General features: G+C 56.6%; 16 protein-coding genes. 9 read left to right on the forward strand and 7 right to left on the reverse strand.

Features of this window, described 5'->3' with window-relative positions:
- Nucleotides 1-3 precede the first annotated feature (3 nt).
- Genes MARHY_RS09810 through MARHY_RS09820 form a run of 3 tightly spaced genes read left to right on the forward strand, consistent with a single transcriptional unit; the run spans nt 4 to nt 2,341 of the window.
- Nucleotides 4-798 (forward strand): ABC transporter ATP-binding protein, encoded by a 795-nt coding sequence (locus tag MARHY_RS09810; protein WP_014421670.1) that lies wholly within the window; start codon nt 4-6, stop codon nt 796-798.
- On the forward strand, nt 798-1,736 hold the full coding sequence (locus MARHY_RS09815) for an MlaD family protein (RefSeq protein WP_014421671.1): 939 nt from the start codon (nt 798-800) through the stop codon (nt 1,734-1,736). The genes MARHY_RS09810 and MARHY_RS09815 overlap by 1 nt, the downstream gene beginning before the upstream one ends.
- A complete protein-coding gene (locus MARHY_RS09820; protein WP_014421672.1) occupies nt 1,733-2,341 on the forward strand; it encodes an ABC-type transport auxiliary lipoprotein family protein in 609 nt (202 codons plus the stop codon). Before MARHY_RS09815 ends, MARHY_RS09820 begins: the two co-directional genes overlap by 4 nt.
- Here MARHY_RS09820 and pgsA read toward each other — a convergent pair.
- The 5 genes from pgsA to MARHY_RS09845 all read right to left on the reverse strand — a co-directional run bounded on the left by pgsA (nt 2,338) and on the right by MARHY_RS09845 (nt 7,462).
- Complete coding sequence (gene pgsA, locus MARHY_RS09825; protein WP_041654754.1) at nt 2,338-2,892, reverse strand: CDP-diacylglycerol--glycerol-3-phosphate 3-phosphatidyltransferase; 555 nt, start codon at nt 2,890-2,892, stop codon at nt 2,338-2,340. The genes MARHY_RS09820 and pgsA overlap by 4 nt on opposite strands.
- 7 nt (nt 2,893-2,899) lie before the next feature.
- Nucleotides 2,900-4,759: an excinuclease ABC subunit UvrC gene (gene uvrC, locus MARHY_RS09830; RefSeq protein ID WP_041654755.1), complete on the reverse strand. Its 1,860-nt coding sequence runs from the start codon at nt 4,757-4,759 to the stop codon at nt 2,900-2,902.
- Nucleotides 4,743-5,402, reverse strand: coding sequence for a UvrY/SirA/GacA family response regulator transcription factor (gene uvrY / locus MARHY_RS09835; RefSeq protein ID WP_011784699.1), 660 nt, complete (start codon nt 5,400-5,402; stop codon nt 4,743-4,745). Before uvrY ends, uvrC begins: the two co-directional genes overlap by 17 nt.
- A gap of 102 nt (nt 5,403-5,504) precedes the next feature.
- Nucleotides 5,505-5,768: a YheU family protein gene (locus MARHY_RS09840; protein ID WP_014421676.1), complete on the reverse strand. Its 264-nt coding sequence runs from the start codon at nt 5,766-5,768 to the stop codon at nt 5,505-5,507.
- A 74-nt stretch (nt 5,769-5,842) separates the two neighbouring features.
- Nucleotides 5,843-7,462, reverse strand: coding sequence for a methyl-accepting chemotaxis protein (locus MARHY_RS09845; protein ID WP_014421677.1), 1,620 nt, complete (start codon nt 7,460-7,462; stop codon nt 5,843-5,845).
- Between the two features lie 156 nt (nt 7,463-7,618).
- Here MARHY_RS09845 and MARHY_RS09850 point away from each other — a divergent pair, with 156 nt between their 5' ends.
- Nucleotides 7,619-8,323 (forward strand): AzlC family ABC transporter permease, encoded by a 705-nt coding sequence (locus MARHY_RS09850; protein ID WP_014421678.1) that lies wholly within the window; start codon nt 7,619-7,621, stop codon nt 8,321-8,323.
- The gene (locus MARHY_RS09855) at nt 8,316-8,648 is read left to right on the forward strand and encodes a branched-chain amino acid transporter permease (RefSeq protein WP_014421679.1); all 333 of its coding nucleotides are present in this window, start codon (nt 8,316-8,318) and stop codon (nt 8,646-8,648) included. The genes MARHY_RS09850 and MARHY_RS09855 overlap by 8 nt, the downstream gene beginning before the upstream one ends.
- A 12-nt stretch (nt 8,649-8,660) precedes the next feature.
- Here MARHY_RS09855 and MARHY_RS09860 read toward each other — a convergent pair whose 3' ends face one another.
- A complete protein-coding gene (locus tag MARHY_RS09860) occupies nt 8,661-9,065 on the reverse strand; it encodes a DUF1330 domain-containing protein (protein WP_011784694.1) in 405 nt (134 codons plus the stop codon).
- A 225-nt stretch (nt 9,066-9,290) separates the two neighbouring features.
- Here MARHY_RS09860 and MARHY_RS09865 point away from each other — a divergent pair, with 225 nt between their 5' ends.
- From MARHY_RS09865 to MARHY_RS09880, 4 genes are all read left to right on the forward strand, one after another.
- Nucleotides 9,291-9,938, forward strand: coding sequence for a c-type cytochrome (locus MARHY_RS09865; protein WP_014421680.1), 648 nt, complete (start codon nt 9,291-9,293; stop codon nt 9,936-9,938).
- Between the two features lie 12 nt (nt 9,939-9,950).
- Nucleotides 9,951-10,964 (forward strand): c-type cytochrome, encoded by a 1,014-nt coding sequence (locus MARHY_RS09870; protein ID WP_014421682.1) that lies wholly within the window; start codon nt 9,951-9,953, stop codon nt 10,962-10,964.
- A 76-nt stretch (nt 10,965-11,040) separates the two neighbouring features.
- The gene (locus MARHY_RS09875; protein WP_011784691.1) at nt 11,041-11,319 is read left to right on the forward strand and encodes an acylphosphatase; all 279 of its coding nucleotides are present in this window, start codon (nt 11,041-11,043) and stop codon (nt 11,317-11,319) included.
- Nucleotides 11,316-12,266 carry an AEC family transporter gene (locus tag MARHY_RS09880; RefSeq protein ID WP_014421683.1) on the forward strand — a complete coding sequence of 317 codons (951 nt, stop codon included), beginning with the start codon at nt 11,316-11,318 and terminating at the stop codon, nt 12,264-12,266. The genes MARHY_RS09875 and MARHY_RS09880 overlap by 4 nt, the downstream gene beginning before the upstream one ends.
- Before the next feature lie 83 nt (nt 12,267-12,349).
- On the opposite strand, the gene MARHY_RS09885 is transcribed toward MARHY_RS09880, so the two are convergent.
- Complete coding sequence (locus MARHY_RS09885) at nt 12,350-13,828, reverse strand: tripartite tricarboxylate transporter permease (RefSeq protein ID WP_014421684.1); 1,479 nt, start codon at nt 13,826-13,828, stop codon at nt 12,350-12,352.
- Between the last annotated feature and the right edge of the window lies 1 nt (nt 13,829).

Genomic DNA, 13,829 nt, shown 5'->3' on the forward strand with positions numbered 1-13,829 from the left:
GGCATGGCGGATCATCCGGTCATACAGGTACGCGCACTCGACAACCGGTTCGGCAGCCACATCGTTCATGAGAGACTCGATCTGGATCTGTATCCCCGGGAGATTCTGGGTGTGGTCGGAGGTTCCGGCACCGGCAAGTCCGTTCTTTTGCGCAGTATAGTTGGCCTGAATCCACCGTCCGGCGGGCATATCACCGTTTTTGGTGAAGATTTGACGGAACTATCCGCCACCGAACGATCTCGCTATGAGCAACGTTTCGGGGTTCTGTTTCAGGGCGGTGCCTTGTTCACCTCACTGAACCTTGAGCAGAACATCGCGCTGCCGCTGATTGAACACGCCCGGCTGTCGCGGGCCGAAGCGGAGGAACTGGCCCGAATGAAACTGGCCTTGACCGGCCTGCCACCAGAAGCCGCCACGAAATACCCGGCCGAACTCTCCGGCGGTATGGTCAAGCGGGCGGCCCTGGCCCGGGCGCTGGCGCTGGACCCGGAAATCCTGTTTCTGGATGAACCAACCGCCGGTCTGGACCCGATCGGCGCTGCCGCCTTTGATGAGCTGATCGTCACCCTTCGCAACGCACTGGGCCTTACGGTGTTTCTTGTTACCCACGATCTGGATACCCTGTACACCACCTGTGACCGTGTTGCGGTTCTGTCTCAACGCAGGGTGCTGGTTGCCGATACTCTGGAAAAGGTGGCACAAACCGACGATCGCTGGATTCAGGACTACTTCCATGGCCCCCGTGGCCGCGCGGCGATTACAGCCCACAACAGGCTAACCAAACAGGAGCCCGGTTAATGGAGCCCAAGGCCCATCACGTTATTATCGGATTCTTCACGCTTGCGGCAGTCAGCGCTGCCTTGCTGTTTGCCCTGTGGCTTGGAAAATCATCTACCGACACCAACTGGGCCTATTACCGGATCGGGTTTGATCACCCGGTTGGCGGGCTGGCCAAGGGTAACCCGGTCCTCTATACCGGCGTCCCGGTGGGCGACGTGCTGGATCTTACCCTGGCGCCGGACAACCCCGCCCATGTGCGGGTACTGGTGAGGGTGAACCAGGATATTCCGGTACGGGAGAATACCCGCGCGGGCCTGGTCCTGGCCAACATAACCGGCAGCATGAGCATACAGTTTACCGGAGGCACACCAGACAGCCCCATTCTGGAAGGCCACAAAGACAATCCACCGCTGATAGCCGCCGAGCCTTCGGCCTTCAGTAACCTGCTGACCAACGGCGAGGCCATGCTCGGCAAAGCAGAGCAGTTGCTGGAGAATGCCAACCGACTAATGTCCGAAGACAACCTGAGCAACATTGCCGAAATTCTTCAAAACACCCGCGAGGCCAGTGAATCCATGCTGGCGAGCCGGGACGAGCTTGAGGCGCTGATGACCCGGTTCGATGACGCCGGCATCCGTGCCGAAGAAGCTGCCATCAAGGTGTCTGCCGCAGCAGACAGGTCCCGAGAGGTACTGGATGAGCGGGTGGAACCGGTTCTCCTGGCCATGTCCAGGGCGCTGACCACCCTTCAACCTACCCTGGATCGACTGGACACCCTCACCGGCGACAACGAACTGGCGCTGGACGCCGGGCTTCAGGGTCTGGGAGAAATAACCCCTGCATTGCGGGAGCTGCGTAGCACCTTGCGCAACCTGAACTCATTTACCCGCAGGCTGGAACAGGACCCCACCGGAACCTTGTGGGGCGGCACCGGCATCAAGGAGTACGAACAATGAAAGTGCTATCCGCTCTCGCCTTGGGCCTGGTTCTGGCTGGCTGCACGGTCTTCCCGGTGCCCGAGTCCCCTCGCCTGATGGAGCTGGCACCAGCGAGCGACTTGCCAGCATTTGACCAGTCGCTGCCGGCCAGCCTTCGGGTAGATACGCCACTGGCTTCTGACCCGCTGGACAGCGCTCGTATTCTGATTAAACCATCGGCATACGAATACCGGGCCCTGGCAGGCGCCCGATGGCGAGAGAGTATTCCCGTGGTCGTTCGCGATCACCTGTTGGAAACCTTCCGGGCAAGCGGCGCGTTCGCGAATGTGATGACCGACACCAGCCCCGCAACGTCGCAGTTAACCCTGGTCTCCGAGCTGACTGGATTTCAGGCTGAAAACGGTGAGAACGGCACCCGGGTGGTGATCAGGCAACATCAGCAACTCATGGATAATCGCACCAGACGGAGCTTGTGTGTGAGGAGTTATGAAGCCAGGGCGAACGCAAAAAGCACCGAGCTGGGGGAGTTGATGAAAGCCTTCAGTAACGCCAGTGCACATTCATCCGTGACCACCGTCACCTGGGCACATCAGTGTGTGGCCCAGGAACCTCCAGCCAATTAACCTGCCTCTTTCGGAAACAGGTCAGCCCAGGCGGCGCGAAGGTAAAGAATCATGGACCACAGAGTCAGCACTGCTGCGATGTATAGCAGACCGATGGCCACATAAGCCCAGAAATTACCCGGCGGAAACGCCAGCAATCCGACAATGGCCGCCATCTGAGCGGTGGTCTTGATCTTACCAATATAGGACACGGCAACACTGGCCCGGCTGCCCATTTCGGCCATCCATTCACGCAACGCCGAGATCACAATCTCGCGACCGATAATCACGGTGGCGGGAATAGTCAGTAGTACCGCCGAATACTCTTCAATCAAGACGGCCAGCGCCACTGCCACCATGAGTTTGTCGGCCACCGGATCCAGGAAAGCGCCGAACGGCGTGCTCTGGTTCAATTTGCGGGCCAGGTACCCGTCCAGCCAGTCCGTCAGACCTGCCAGAGCAAATAGGATGGCGCTGACCAGGTAACTCCATTGCATGGGCAGGTAAAAGATCACCACGAATACCGGAATCATCACGATACGGGACATGGTCAGTATGTTCGGTAAATTCATGGTGTTCCTATTGGTCATGCAATGCTGCGTAAATGGTCTCTGCCAATGATTTGCTGATGCCCTGCACTTTGGCCATTTCATCAACACTGGCTTTTCTGAGTTCCTGGATGCCACCGAAATAGCGAATCAGTTCGCGCCGGCGCTTCGGCCCAACCCCTTCGATACCTTCCAGGGTCGACTGGCGCCGCTTTTTATCTCGCCCGGCCCGGTGTCCGGATATGGCAAAGCGATGGGATTCATCCCGAATATGCTGTATCAGGTGCAGCGCCGGAGAATCCGCCGGTACTCGGAATACGGCCCCAGTTAAGGCGTCAATCAGCTGCTCCATCCCTGCGCGCCGGGTCACACCCTTGGCGACACCAATCATAGGGATATCGGAAATTCCAAGCTCTTCAAACACTTCACGAGCAATATTCAACTGGCCCTTACCACCGTCGATAAACACCAGATCTGGCCGCTTGCCCTCGCCGTTCACCATCCGCCGGTAACGCCGGGTGAGTACCTGTCGCATAGCGGCATAGTCATCGCCGGCGGTTATGTCCTGGATGTTATACAACCGGTAATCGCTTTTCAGTGGCCCATTCTCGTCGAAAACCACACAGGATGCGACGGTATTTTCCCCATGACTGTGGCTGATATCGAAGCATTCCATACGGGAAGGTGTTTCCGTCAGCTCCAGCAGGTCGCGCAGGGCCAGCAATCGACGATACACGGTTTCTTTGCTGGCGAGGTGTGTCAGCAGGGTTTGCCGGGCGTTGGTCATCGCCAGCTCCAGCCAGCGCCGACGCTCGCCCCGCACATTGCCGCGGATGCGGGTTTCCCGGCGCGCCGCTTCCGACAGGGCCTGCGATAACAATTCCTGCCCGTCTACCGCCACCGGCACCAGGATGTCGCGCGGAATCTCCCGCCGGGTGTCGCCACCGAAATAGTACTGGCCCAGAAACGAGGCCAGCAATTCGCCTTCGGTCTGTTCCAGGGAATAGCGAGGAAAATAATCCTTGGTGCCCAGCACCCGCCCGCCACGAACAATAATCACAACGATGCAGACCACACCGGCATCCTGGGCAATGGCGATGACATCTGCATCCCCTCCCTCACCGTCTACGGATTGCTGTTCCTGAACATGGCGAAGATTGTTGATCTGATCTCTGTACGCCGCGGCTTTCTCAAACTCCAGCGCCCGTGATGCATCCTCCATGGACTGCATCAGGTCCTGAATAATCGCCGGGTTCTTGCCCTCCAGAAACATGCTGGCGTGCCGGATATCCTCCTGGTATTCCTCAGGGCTGATAAAGCCGACGCACGGCGCCGTGCAGCGGTTGATCTGGTACTGCAGGCATGGCCGGGTTCTGTTTCTAAAATAGCTTTCACTACAGGATCTTATGCGGAAAACCTTTTGTAGAATATTAAGACTTTCCTTGACCGCTCCCGAGCTTGGAAAGGGCCCGAACCAGGTGCCACCACCCTTTTTGGTGCGGCCCCGCCGAAAGGTCAGCGAGGGATAATCCGAATGCGAGGAGAGATAGATATAGGGATAGGACTTGTCGTCCCTCAACAGAATATTGTAGGGCGGCCGCAGCGATTTGATCAGATTCTGTTCCAGCAGCAATGCTTCTGTTTCACTGCCGGTAATGGTGACTTCAATGGCCGCAATCTTGCCCACCAGGGCTTCGGTTTTAGGGGCCAGGCCTGATTTACGGAAATAACTGCTGACGCGCTTACGAAGGTTGCGGGCTTTACCCACGTAGAGGATGCCACCGGTATCGTCATACATGCGATAGACACCGGGGCGTTCTGTCAGTTGTTTCAGGAAATTCTGGCTGTCGAACTTCCCGGGAGATTGCTCGGGGTCAGACCTTGTCGGCATCCAGCAATCCAAGCCTTACTGCCATCAGCGCCAGCTCCACATCACTGGAAATCTCCAGCTTTTCGAAAATCCGGTAACGGTAACTGTTTACGGTTTTCGGGCTCAGGCACAGTTTGTCGGAGATATCCTGAACCTTCTGGCAATCCACCACCATCATGGCAATCTGCATTTCGCGCTCAGACAGGCGCTCGAACAACGACAGCTCGCCGTCTTCATCCCGCTCACCCCCGAGCTGTTTCAGTGCCATTTTCTGGGCAATTTCGGGGCTGATGTAGCGCTGGCCGGAATGGGCTTTACGAATGGCCCGCACCATTTCCTGAATATCAGCACCTTTGGTGACATACGCGGTGGCGCCGCTCTGCATCACTCGGGCCGGATAGGGGTCGTCTGCACAGGCGGTAACCACGATAACGCGAATGGAATCATCAATACGAAGAATGCGCCGGGTCGCCTCCAGGCCGCCAATACCGGGCATGCGAATATCCATCAGGACAATATCCGGACGGTTTTCACGCACACAGTCAATCGCCTCTTCGCCAGACGAAGCCTGGCCAATGACGTCTATATCGGGATTGTCAGCCAGCATGCGAGTGATACCCGAGCGTACGAGCTCGTGGTCATCAACAACCAATACCCTGATCAAAACTCACCTCGCCGTCAGGTATGAGGAAACAGGCCGATTGTAACGGTTAGCAGCGTCAGCCGGTAGGCGGCATGAAAAAAACTGCCAAAATGGGCACCTTGATCACAGACTATTGCCGGAAGGGGAGCCCAGGCCGGCGGTGTTCTCAACCGGATCGAACCAGACCACCAGTTCTCCCCTACGCACAGCTTCAAGTACGCGCTCCCGCTCTGCCAGAGGACTTTCGGTGTCATTCAACCCGTGATAACGGGTGCAGTATTCCTCGGCCAGGCCCTCGAGCTGATCAGCCGTAAGCAAACCCGTGTCTACTACAAATTTTTCTTCTCGCGGGTCCGGATCGGAAGGCTGCACTGCATCGTTACTCATAGAACCTCCAGTCAGTCGCTGTATGTTACGGTTTTATGAGCCAGACAAGAACCCCCGCAGATGAAGACACATCATCACGTTTCTGGAGAGCGGGTGCGGAAACGGGCAATGAGCTGCTTCATGCCCACCGATTCCTGCCTAAGCGCTTCACTGACAAGGCGGGTATCCTCCACATTCAGAGTCAGGGTCTCAGCACTCTCACCGAGAGCCTCCGCACGACGCCCCACTCTCGCGATTTCACCCCGCTGCAAGGCAACCGCACCCTGCACACTCTCACTCTGACGCTGCAGCTCATGAAACTGAGCCGCCAGACCTTCCAGGTGCGCTCTCAGGGCATGCAGATTAGCGCGATTCATTTCGCCAGCGCCCGCCATATCTTCCAACAGTGAGTCTGCGTTTTTTGCACCCACGACAAGATCCTGCACCCACTGGCGAATATTGGCGGTGGATTCCGAGGTCCGACGCGAAAGCGTGCGTACCTCGTCTGCCACCACGGCAAATCCCTGGCCGTGTTCGCCCGCCCTGGCTGCTTCAATCGCCGCATTCAGGGCCAGAAGGTTGGTCTGCTCGGCAATATCGGCGATCACGCCGGTGACTTGCTCGATTTTTCCGGTTGCGTCTATCAACGCGGTGATCGACTCAGAAACCCGTCCAATCACCTCAACCGTGTGGTCAGCGCCTTTCTCACTGTTAGCCAGCCCCTCACGGACTTCGCTGTTGGCATTGACTGCATGCATCACCGTTGCTGCAGAGTGCTCGGTGGCCTGTTCGATCTGTGACGCCTGATCCGCGATGGAAGCCATAGACTGAGCCACATCGGAAATCTGGCGACGAGTGCTTTCGGAGGTTTGCTGCAGTGCTTCCGCTCCGTTATCCAGGCTGGCAGAGCGTGCATCAAGGCCTGAAGCCGCTGACCGAACATCCTCAACAAACACCTCAAAGCGCCGGACCAGTTGTTCAATAGCTCCGGCCACGCCGGCAACCTCGTCACGACCTTTTACCGCGAGGATCTTGGTTAGATCAGCGTTCTGCTCCATGGCCGACACATCCCGGGCCATGGCCTGCAAGCGAAGGATCACCGAAGTCCGTAGCCAGAGCGTCATCGCCACGACCAACGCAAGAAAGACCAGGGCGCCACCAAGCAGGAACCTCTGCTGGTCTGCCAGATAATGCAACAGTTCCGATGCGCTCGCAGTAACGCCATCGCGACTGGCTCTCTGGCGCTCAGTTATCGCCGTCAGCATGGGCTCCAACGCTTGGAACAGTTGAAAATCGACGATTTTTCCCACTTCATAGTAGCTGCGCTGGCCTATTCCCTGTTTCATGTCCGCCATCAGCGCCACGACCCGGTCATATTGCTCGCGATTGTCCCGTGACCAGGTGCCTAACCCGGGATTCTCCTGAATCCTCTGCCAGTGCCGGGGAATTGAGCGCTCCAACTCGGTGAACAAAGGATCGATTTCGTCCCACAGTAAAAGCTGTGCCTTGATCTTGTAAGCCAGATCCTGCAGCAGTCGATGGTCCTGCTCCAGATCAACCAGCATCCAGGATTGCTCGAGACTCTCTCCAACCAGTGCCTGCGAGGTATGCTCGGCTTTCGCTATGATCATCCAGGCAATGAACGTGAGGCCGGCAACAGCAGCCACCGACAGCAACGCAAACGCCAGGATTCTGGCGCGAACAGTGGTCAGCATAAAAACTCCGATCAGATGTACCCGGTCGGAGGGTATGCCCGTTTTATGACACTTTTATGTATTTGCTTGCGTCATTTTTTCGATACTACGTTTGGCGATCTTCAAAAATAACTGCTAAATCACTATCATCGCTCTTTTATTTCCGTTCGGATGCTAATGAATCACCACGCTTTCAAACTCACTCTGCCGATTTTATTTGGCTACATCCCCCTTGGTATGGCCTTTGGTGTGCTGTTTACCACGCAACTGGATTATCCCTGGTGGATTGCCCCCCTGATGGGCCTGGTTATCTACGCCGGTGCCGGCCAGATTCTGGCGGTCAGCCTGCTGGCTGCCAACGCCGGACTGGTTGAGGTGGCCGTTGCCATGTTCGTACTGAACGCTCGACATCTCTTCTATGGGTTGTCGCTGCTGGGGCAATTCCGTGGCGTCGGCTGGCGTAAGGCGTATCTGATTTTCGGTTTGACCGATGAAACCTATTCCCTGCTCACCAGCCGCCCCCGTTCGGCCAATCGCGAACAGGAACAGCATGTGGACTTCCGGATCACGGCCATGAACCAGGGCTACTGGATTGTCGGATGCACCTTGGGTGCGGTACTCGGCAAGACTGTCGCCTTCAACAGTACCGGCATTGAGTTTGCACTCGTGGCGCTGTTTATTGTGCTCACCATCGAACAATTGAAAGCATTGGGGGATTCGTTTCCGGTGTGGGCGGGGGCGGCGGCAGCTGCGTTTGCCATGATGCTGGTGCCGGCAACCCATCAACTGATAGCAGGCATTGTACTGGTTACTGCAGTGCTTCTTCTGCACTACCGGAAGTATCGAACAGACACCATGGCAGGAGACGCAAATCGTGGGTGAAAGTAGCTACCTGGCGGCGTTTATTGCCATCTCCGCCCTGGCCACATTTGCGACCCGGGTGGTGCCTTTCCTGTTCTTTGAAAAGCACACGGAACACCCTCTGGTCAAACACATCGGGCGCTTCCTGCCCGCAGCCGTGATGGCATTACTGGCCACAGTATTTTTGCAGAGGTCTGCGGACTGGCAGGCACAGGCACCTGGCGCAGATGCGCTGATACCCGCATTACTGGTGGTTGCCGTTCACCTGTGGCGCAGAAACGCGCTGCTTTCTATCGCGGCCGGCACTGCAGCCTACATGGCCATTCAGCAATCAGGCATTCTGTAAGGCACCCGAAAATCAGGGGGTGCCCTCAACATTGGCCACCAGCCGGGAATCTTCCAGCGCGGCCGTGCGGTGCTTCACCACGCCCTTGTATTCCGGGCTTTCAATCATCGCCAGAAACGCGTTAATGGAGGGGTAGCGGACCAGCAGCACCTGATCCCAGGATTCATCCGGCGGCGCAATCAGCGAACCGACGGAACGGCCAGACCAGATCACCTCGGCACCAACTTCCGAGACACTGCGGGCAGCCTCTGTCATATAACGCTTGTAAGCATCCCTTCCGGAACAGTCTTCGCTGTCATCCTTGTATGCAGCCTTGTCCCTGAACCGAAGCAGATTCAGCATCACAACAGGCTGATCTTTGGGGATTTCATCAAGAATCTTCTGTAACTCTTCCTGAGATGGATTGACGGTCGCCATAGTTGTCCCTGTTCATTCGTTTGCAGGATGGCTCTTTGATGCCATTCTTTGAATAGGACAGTAAACGAAAATCCCGAAATGTGCATCTCCATCTTCGCCTTTCGGAGGGGTTCCCTTGCATTATTGACCTTCGTCAAGCAAGAATTGAGGCCACACTACGGCTATAAGCACATAACCATCAGTGCTATAGCGTGCTTATTCAGAACAAGAGAGAGACAATCGACCGTGAGCAAACTCCCAGTGATACTGGCCGCAATCGGGCTGGCCACCACGGCAGGTATTGCATCTGCTGCGTTATCTGGCGACCCAGAAAACGGCAAGGAGGTCGCCAACCTCTGCGTAGCGTGCCACCAGGCCGATGGCAGCGGCAAACACATCGAAGGTGGAGAATCCTGGCCCAGGCTGGCCGGGCTGAATGCCACCTATTTGGCCAAACAGTTGCATGACATCAAAGATGGCTCCCGGACCAGCCCCACCATGATGCCTTTCGTCAACATGCTGGACGATCAAAAGATTGCCGACGTTGCGGCCTACTACAGCCAGCTTGAACCCACCGCTGGTGAAGGCGGCCAAAAAGCCGATGAAGCACTTCTGACCAGGGGCGAACAATTGGCTCAGCGTGGCGACTGGTCCCAATACGTTGTTTCCTGCAAAAGCTGCCACGGCCCCGGGAACCAGGGTGCTGGCGACGTATTTCCCGGCATTGCAGGCCAGCACGCGGGTTACATCGAGGCACAACTGAAAGCCTGGAAGGAAGGGACCCGCAAGAACGATCCCCAGGATCTTATGGGCTCCATTGCACGCCGCATGAGCGATACCGACATTCACGCGGTCGCCGTCTGGCTTGCCAACCAGAACACCGCCAGCAACTGAGGGACAAAGATCATGATGCGCACACTGCTAACCGTCGCCCTCTCCGGCTGCGTAATACTTCCGGTAACCGCTGCGGCCAATGACGACAGAACCCAGGCCTACATCGATCAGCTCACCGCCATGGGCTTTGCTGCCCCGAACGAAAACCAGCTGGTGCACATTCCGCCGTCCATGGCAGACCTGGAGGAAGCCGACATCCATCCGGAACTGAAAAACGTTATCCGCAGGGGCTACGACCTGTTCACCAACACCCAGCAACTGCGTGGCAAGAACGTGTTCAACAACATGAACTGTTCCAGCTGCCATCTGGGCGAAGGCCGGATGCCTTTCAGCGCGCCTATCTGGCCGGCTGCCGTGACTCTGCCCGGCTATCGCGGCAAGAACGGCCATGTAAACAATCTGGAGGAACGGATTGCGGGCTGCTTCACCTATTCCATGAACGGCAAGCCGCTGGAGTACGGCAGTGACGATATGCTGGCACTGTCTGCCTACCATCAGTGGTTGGCGACAGGTGTGGAGATGTACCCCAAACAGCCCATCTACGGCCGCGGTTTCCCGGCGCCCGAGCGGCCGGCTGAACTGAGCTACACCAACGGTGAAAAGCTGTATCAGGAAAACTGCGCGGTGTGCCACGCTGAAGATGGGACAGGCCTGCGTATCGACGGCCACACAGTATTCCCGGCCCCCTGGGGAGATATGTCCAACAACTGGGGGGCTGGTATTGTGCGCCTGCATACCGCAGCTGGCTTTATCAAGAACAACATGCCATTAGGGCAGCCCAACTCCCTGACCGATCAGGAAGCCTGGGATATCGCCTTCTACATGGACAGCCAGGAGCGACCACAAGATCCGCGCTACACGGGCGATGTGAAGGAAACCGCTGAAAAATTCGGGCCTACCTTCCACAAACATTCCATGTATGGTCAGGTTCGGGAATCCGATGGCAAGTTACTGGGTGACCACGACAACACCGGAGACAAGCCTTTCCTTAAACCAGACACCGTGCGGTCGAGAACATTCGACTGACAGACGTTATAATTCGGTGTCACAGGCCTCCCTTGCGGAGGCCTTTTTACTTGCAATCAGCGCAAGGAGGAACACGATGACCATCAATCGCTGGCACTTGCTGGTAAGCGGCAAAGTACAGGGCGTTTACTACCGGGCATCCACCGAACAGAAAGCCCGGGAACTGGGCCTCACAGGTTGGGTACGAAATTTACCGGACGGCCGGGTCGAAATCGTGGCAGAGGGCGAGCCACTCCAGCTCAAGGCACTGCATGAATGGTGTCACGAAGGCCCGGAACGTGCGGTGGTCGATGAAGTGGCGGCTCAGGAACTGCCGGCTACTCAGGAATTCACTGACTTCAGGACCACACATTGAGCAGCCTTCTTGGTACCTTTCTGTACACGCTGGAGACCACGCTGCCGGTCTTTGCCATGGTCTTTATCGGCATCGGTCTTCGGCGCATTGGCTGGATTGACCAGGGCTTCATCGCCACCGCCTCTGCTCTGGTTTTCAAGGCCACACTCCCCACCCTGGTTTTCCTGAGCATTATCAGAGCCGACCTGGATACCACCCTCAGCATCAGCATGCTGATCTTTTACTTCCTGGCGACCCTGGCCAGTTTTGCCCTTGTCTGGTTCTGGGCAACAAAGCGGGTCCGGCAAGAGGATCGCGGGGTTTATGTCCAGGGAGCGTTTCGGGGCAATTGTGGCATCGTTGGACTGGCGTTGGCAGCCAACCTCTATGGGGATTACGGGCTCTCGGCCGGGGGGCTGCTCCTGGCTTTGGTGATCGTGGTCTACAACTCATTATCGGTGATCGTGTTGCTGGCGTATCAGCCCGGTAAAACCATGAGCCTGACCAACACCCTTCGAGACATTGCCCGAAACCCTCTGATCATCGGCGTAGTGCTGGCTATTCCTTTTGCAGCCCTTGAAATCAGGCTTCCCGGATGGGTAATGACCAGCGGCGACTACTTTGCTTCGCTAACGCTGCCCCTCGCCCTGCTCTGTATCGGCGCAACGGTCTCACTGAAATCCATCCGCAGTGACAGCGGCCCGGCCGTGGGATCATCCATCTGGAAGATGGTGACTTTGCCGGCACTGTGCACTCTTGCAGCCTGGCTGGCAGGCTTTGAAGGGCGCGAACTCGGGCTCATGTTCCTGTTTTTTGCCAGCCCAACAGCAGCGGCCAGCTTCGTGATGGTGAAGGCGCTTGGCGGCAACGATCGCATGGCAGCGAACATTATCGCGCTGACGACACTGCTTGCGAGTGTGACCGTTACTCTCGGAGTATTCGCTATACAGCTGACAGCAATCGGCTGAACGGCCAAGGCCTACCTTAAACCGCACAACGCTCCCTGGCTGTGCGGCTTTCAGTCTGGGCTGTCATGACGCAGGCCACATGGTCAGGCCTGCTCTCTCCGGGCAATCCAGTAACGCCGGAAAGCGAAGGCTACCGAGGCAACTGTGAGCATAATGAAAACCCAGGCGATAGGCCCCCTGAAGAAGATAGTCGGGTCACCTTTACTGATCAGCAGAGTACGCCTGAGGTTATCCTCGAACATTGGCCCGAGTATAAACCCGATCAGGAACGGAGCGGCAGCAACCCCAGTTCGGTTAAACAGAAAACCGAGAACACCGAACGCCAGCATCAGCCCAATATCGAAGGTGCTGTTGTTCACGGCGTAAGCACCATAAATACAGAACATCAGCACAATAGGTAGCAGGATGGTTTTGGGAATATCCGCGATAATCGAAAAATACCGGATAGCGGCGTTGCCGACAAAAACCAGCACAAACGAGCTGACCAGAATACCGCAGAACAGCGCGTAGACCAGGGGCAGGTTTTCCTGAAACAGCACGGGGCCCGGTGTCAGGCCATGAATCATGAATGCACCCAGAATAATCGCCGTTATCACATCACCGGGAATGCCCAGCGATAGCAGCGGAATCAGCGTTGCTCCGGCGACCCCGTTATTTCCGGCTTCAGCCGCGGCCACGCCTTCAACCTCACCTTTGCCAAAGTTATCCTTTCGGGGAGAGGTTCGCTTCGCCTCACTGTAGGAGATAAAGGCTGCAGATGTTGCCCCGGTGCCCGGGATGGCTCCAATAATGACCCCAATGACACTGCCGCGAATGACGGTTTTCAGGGAGCCTTTGAACTCCTTCCACGTCAGAGAGGCGCCAGATACCGCTGTACGAATATGGGGCGCGACCCTGGAGGTATAGAAATCGATGACTTCGGGAATGGCAAACAAACCGATCAGTAGCGGTATAAAGGAGACTCGATCCATCAGGTTGTAATTGTCGAAGGTCAGACGCTGCGTACCATAAACCGCGTCCAGTCCGATTGTGGAAATGATGATGCCCAACCCGGCAGCAATTAGCCCTTTAATCGCAGAGTTGCCGGACACCGAGACAATGATGGTCAGAGAGAAGCAGATCAACCAGAAGTATTCAGGCGGCCCGAAATTCAGTGCGATTTTCGCCAGGTAAGCCGCGAAGAAGATCAGCGCAACATTGGAGATAAGATCGGCAACAACCGAGGAATACAAGGCGGTTTTCAGGGCTTTCTTAGCCTGGCCCTGTTGCGCCATCGGGTAGCCGTCAAGCAATGTACAAGCGGCTGCTGGAGATCCCGGAGTTCTTATAAGAATGGCGGTAATAGAGCCTCCATACATGCCCCCTTTGTATATCCCAACCAACAAAAGGATCGCGGTAACTGGCTCCATCGAGAAGGTGAAAGGCAGGGCCAACGCAACCGCCATGGTCGCTGTTAATCCTGGAATCGCGCCTACCACAACGCCAATCAGCACACCGGCCGCTATGGCCATAAAATTATCAATACTCAGAAAGAGCGTCAGAACTTCTGATATGTTTTCCATT

Source organism: Marinobacter nauticus ATCC 49840 (assembly GCF_000284615.1).
In the GTDB taxonomy this organism is placed as follows: Bacteria; Pseudomonadota; Gammaproteobacteria; order Pseudomonadales; family Oleiphilaceae; genus Marinobacter; species Marinobacter nauticus.

Excerpts from the sequence above, each read along its gene's own strand:
- MARHY_RS09810 (WP_014421670.1), top strand. The coding sequence starts at position 4 with ATGGCGGATCATCCGGTCATACAGGTACGCGCACTCGACAACCGGTTC.
- MARHY_RS09815 (WP_014421671.1), top strand. The coding sequence starts at position 798 with ATGGAGCCCAAGGCCCATCACGTTATTATCGGATTCTTCACGCTTGCG.
- MARHY_RS09820 (WP_014421672.1), top strand. The coding sequence starts at position 1,733 with ATGAAAGTGCTATCCGCTCTCGCCTTGGGCCTGGTTCTGGCTGGCTGC.
- pgsA (WP_041654754.1), bottom strand. The coding sequence starts at position 2,892 with ATGAATTTACCGAACATACTGACCATGTCCCGTATCGTGATGATTCCG.
- uvrC (WP_041654755.1), bottom strand. The coding sequence starts at position 4,759 with ATGCCGACAAGGTCTGACCCCGAGCAATCTCCCGGGAAGTTCGACAGC.
- MARHY_RS09840 (WP_014421676.1), bottom strand. The coding sequence starts at position 5,768 with ATGAGTAACGATGCAGTGCAGCCTTCCGATCCGGACCCGCGAGAAGAA.
- MARHY_RS09845 (WP_014421677.1), bottom strand. The coding sequence starts at position 7,462 with ATGCTGACCACTGTTCGCGCCAGAATCCTGGCGTTTGCGTTGCTGTCG.
- MARHY_RS09850 (WP_014421678.1), top strand. The coding sequence starts at position 7,619 with ATGAATCACCACGCTTTCAAACTCACTCTGCCGATTTTATTTGGCTAC.
- MARHY_RS09860 (WP_011784694.1), bottom strand. The coding sequence starts at position 9,065 with ATGGCGACCGTCAATCCATCTCAGGAAGAGTTACAGAAGATTCTTGAT.
- MARHY_RS09870 (WP_014421682.1), top strand. The coding sequence starts at position 9,951 with ATGATGCGCACACTGCTAACCGTCGCCCTCTCCGGCTGCGTAATACTT.
- MARHY_RS09875 (WP_011784691.1), top strand. The coding sequence starts at position 11,041 with ATGACCATCAATCGCTGGCACTTGCTGGTAAGCGGCAAAGTACAGGGC.
- MARHY_RS09885 (WP_014421684.1), bottom strand. The coding sequence starts at position 13,828 with ATGGAAAACATATCAGAAGTTCTGACGCTCTTTCTGAGTATTGATAAT.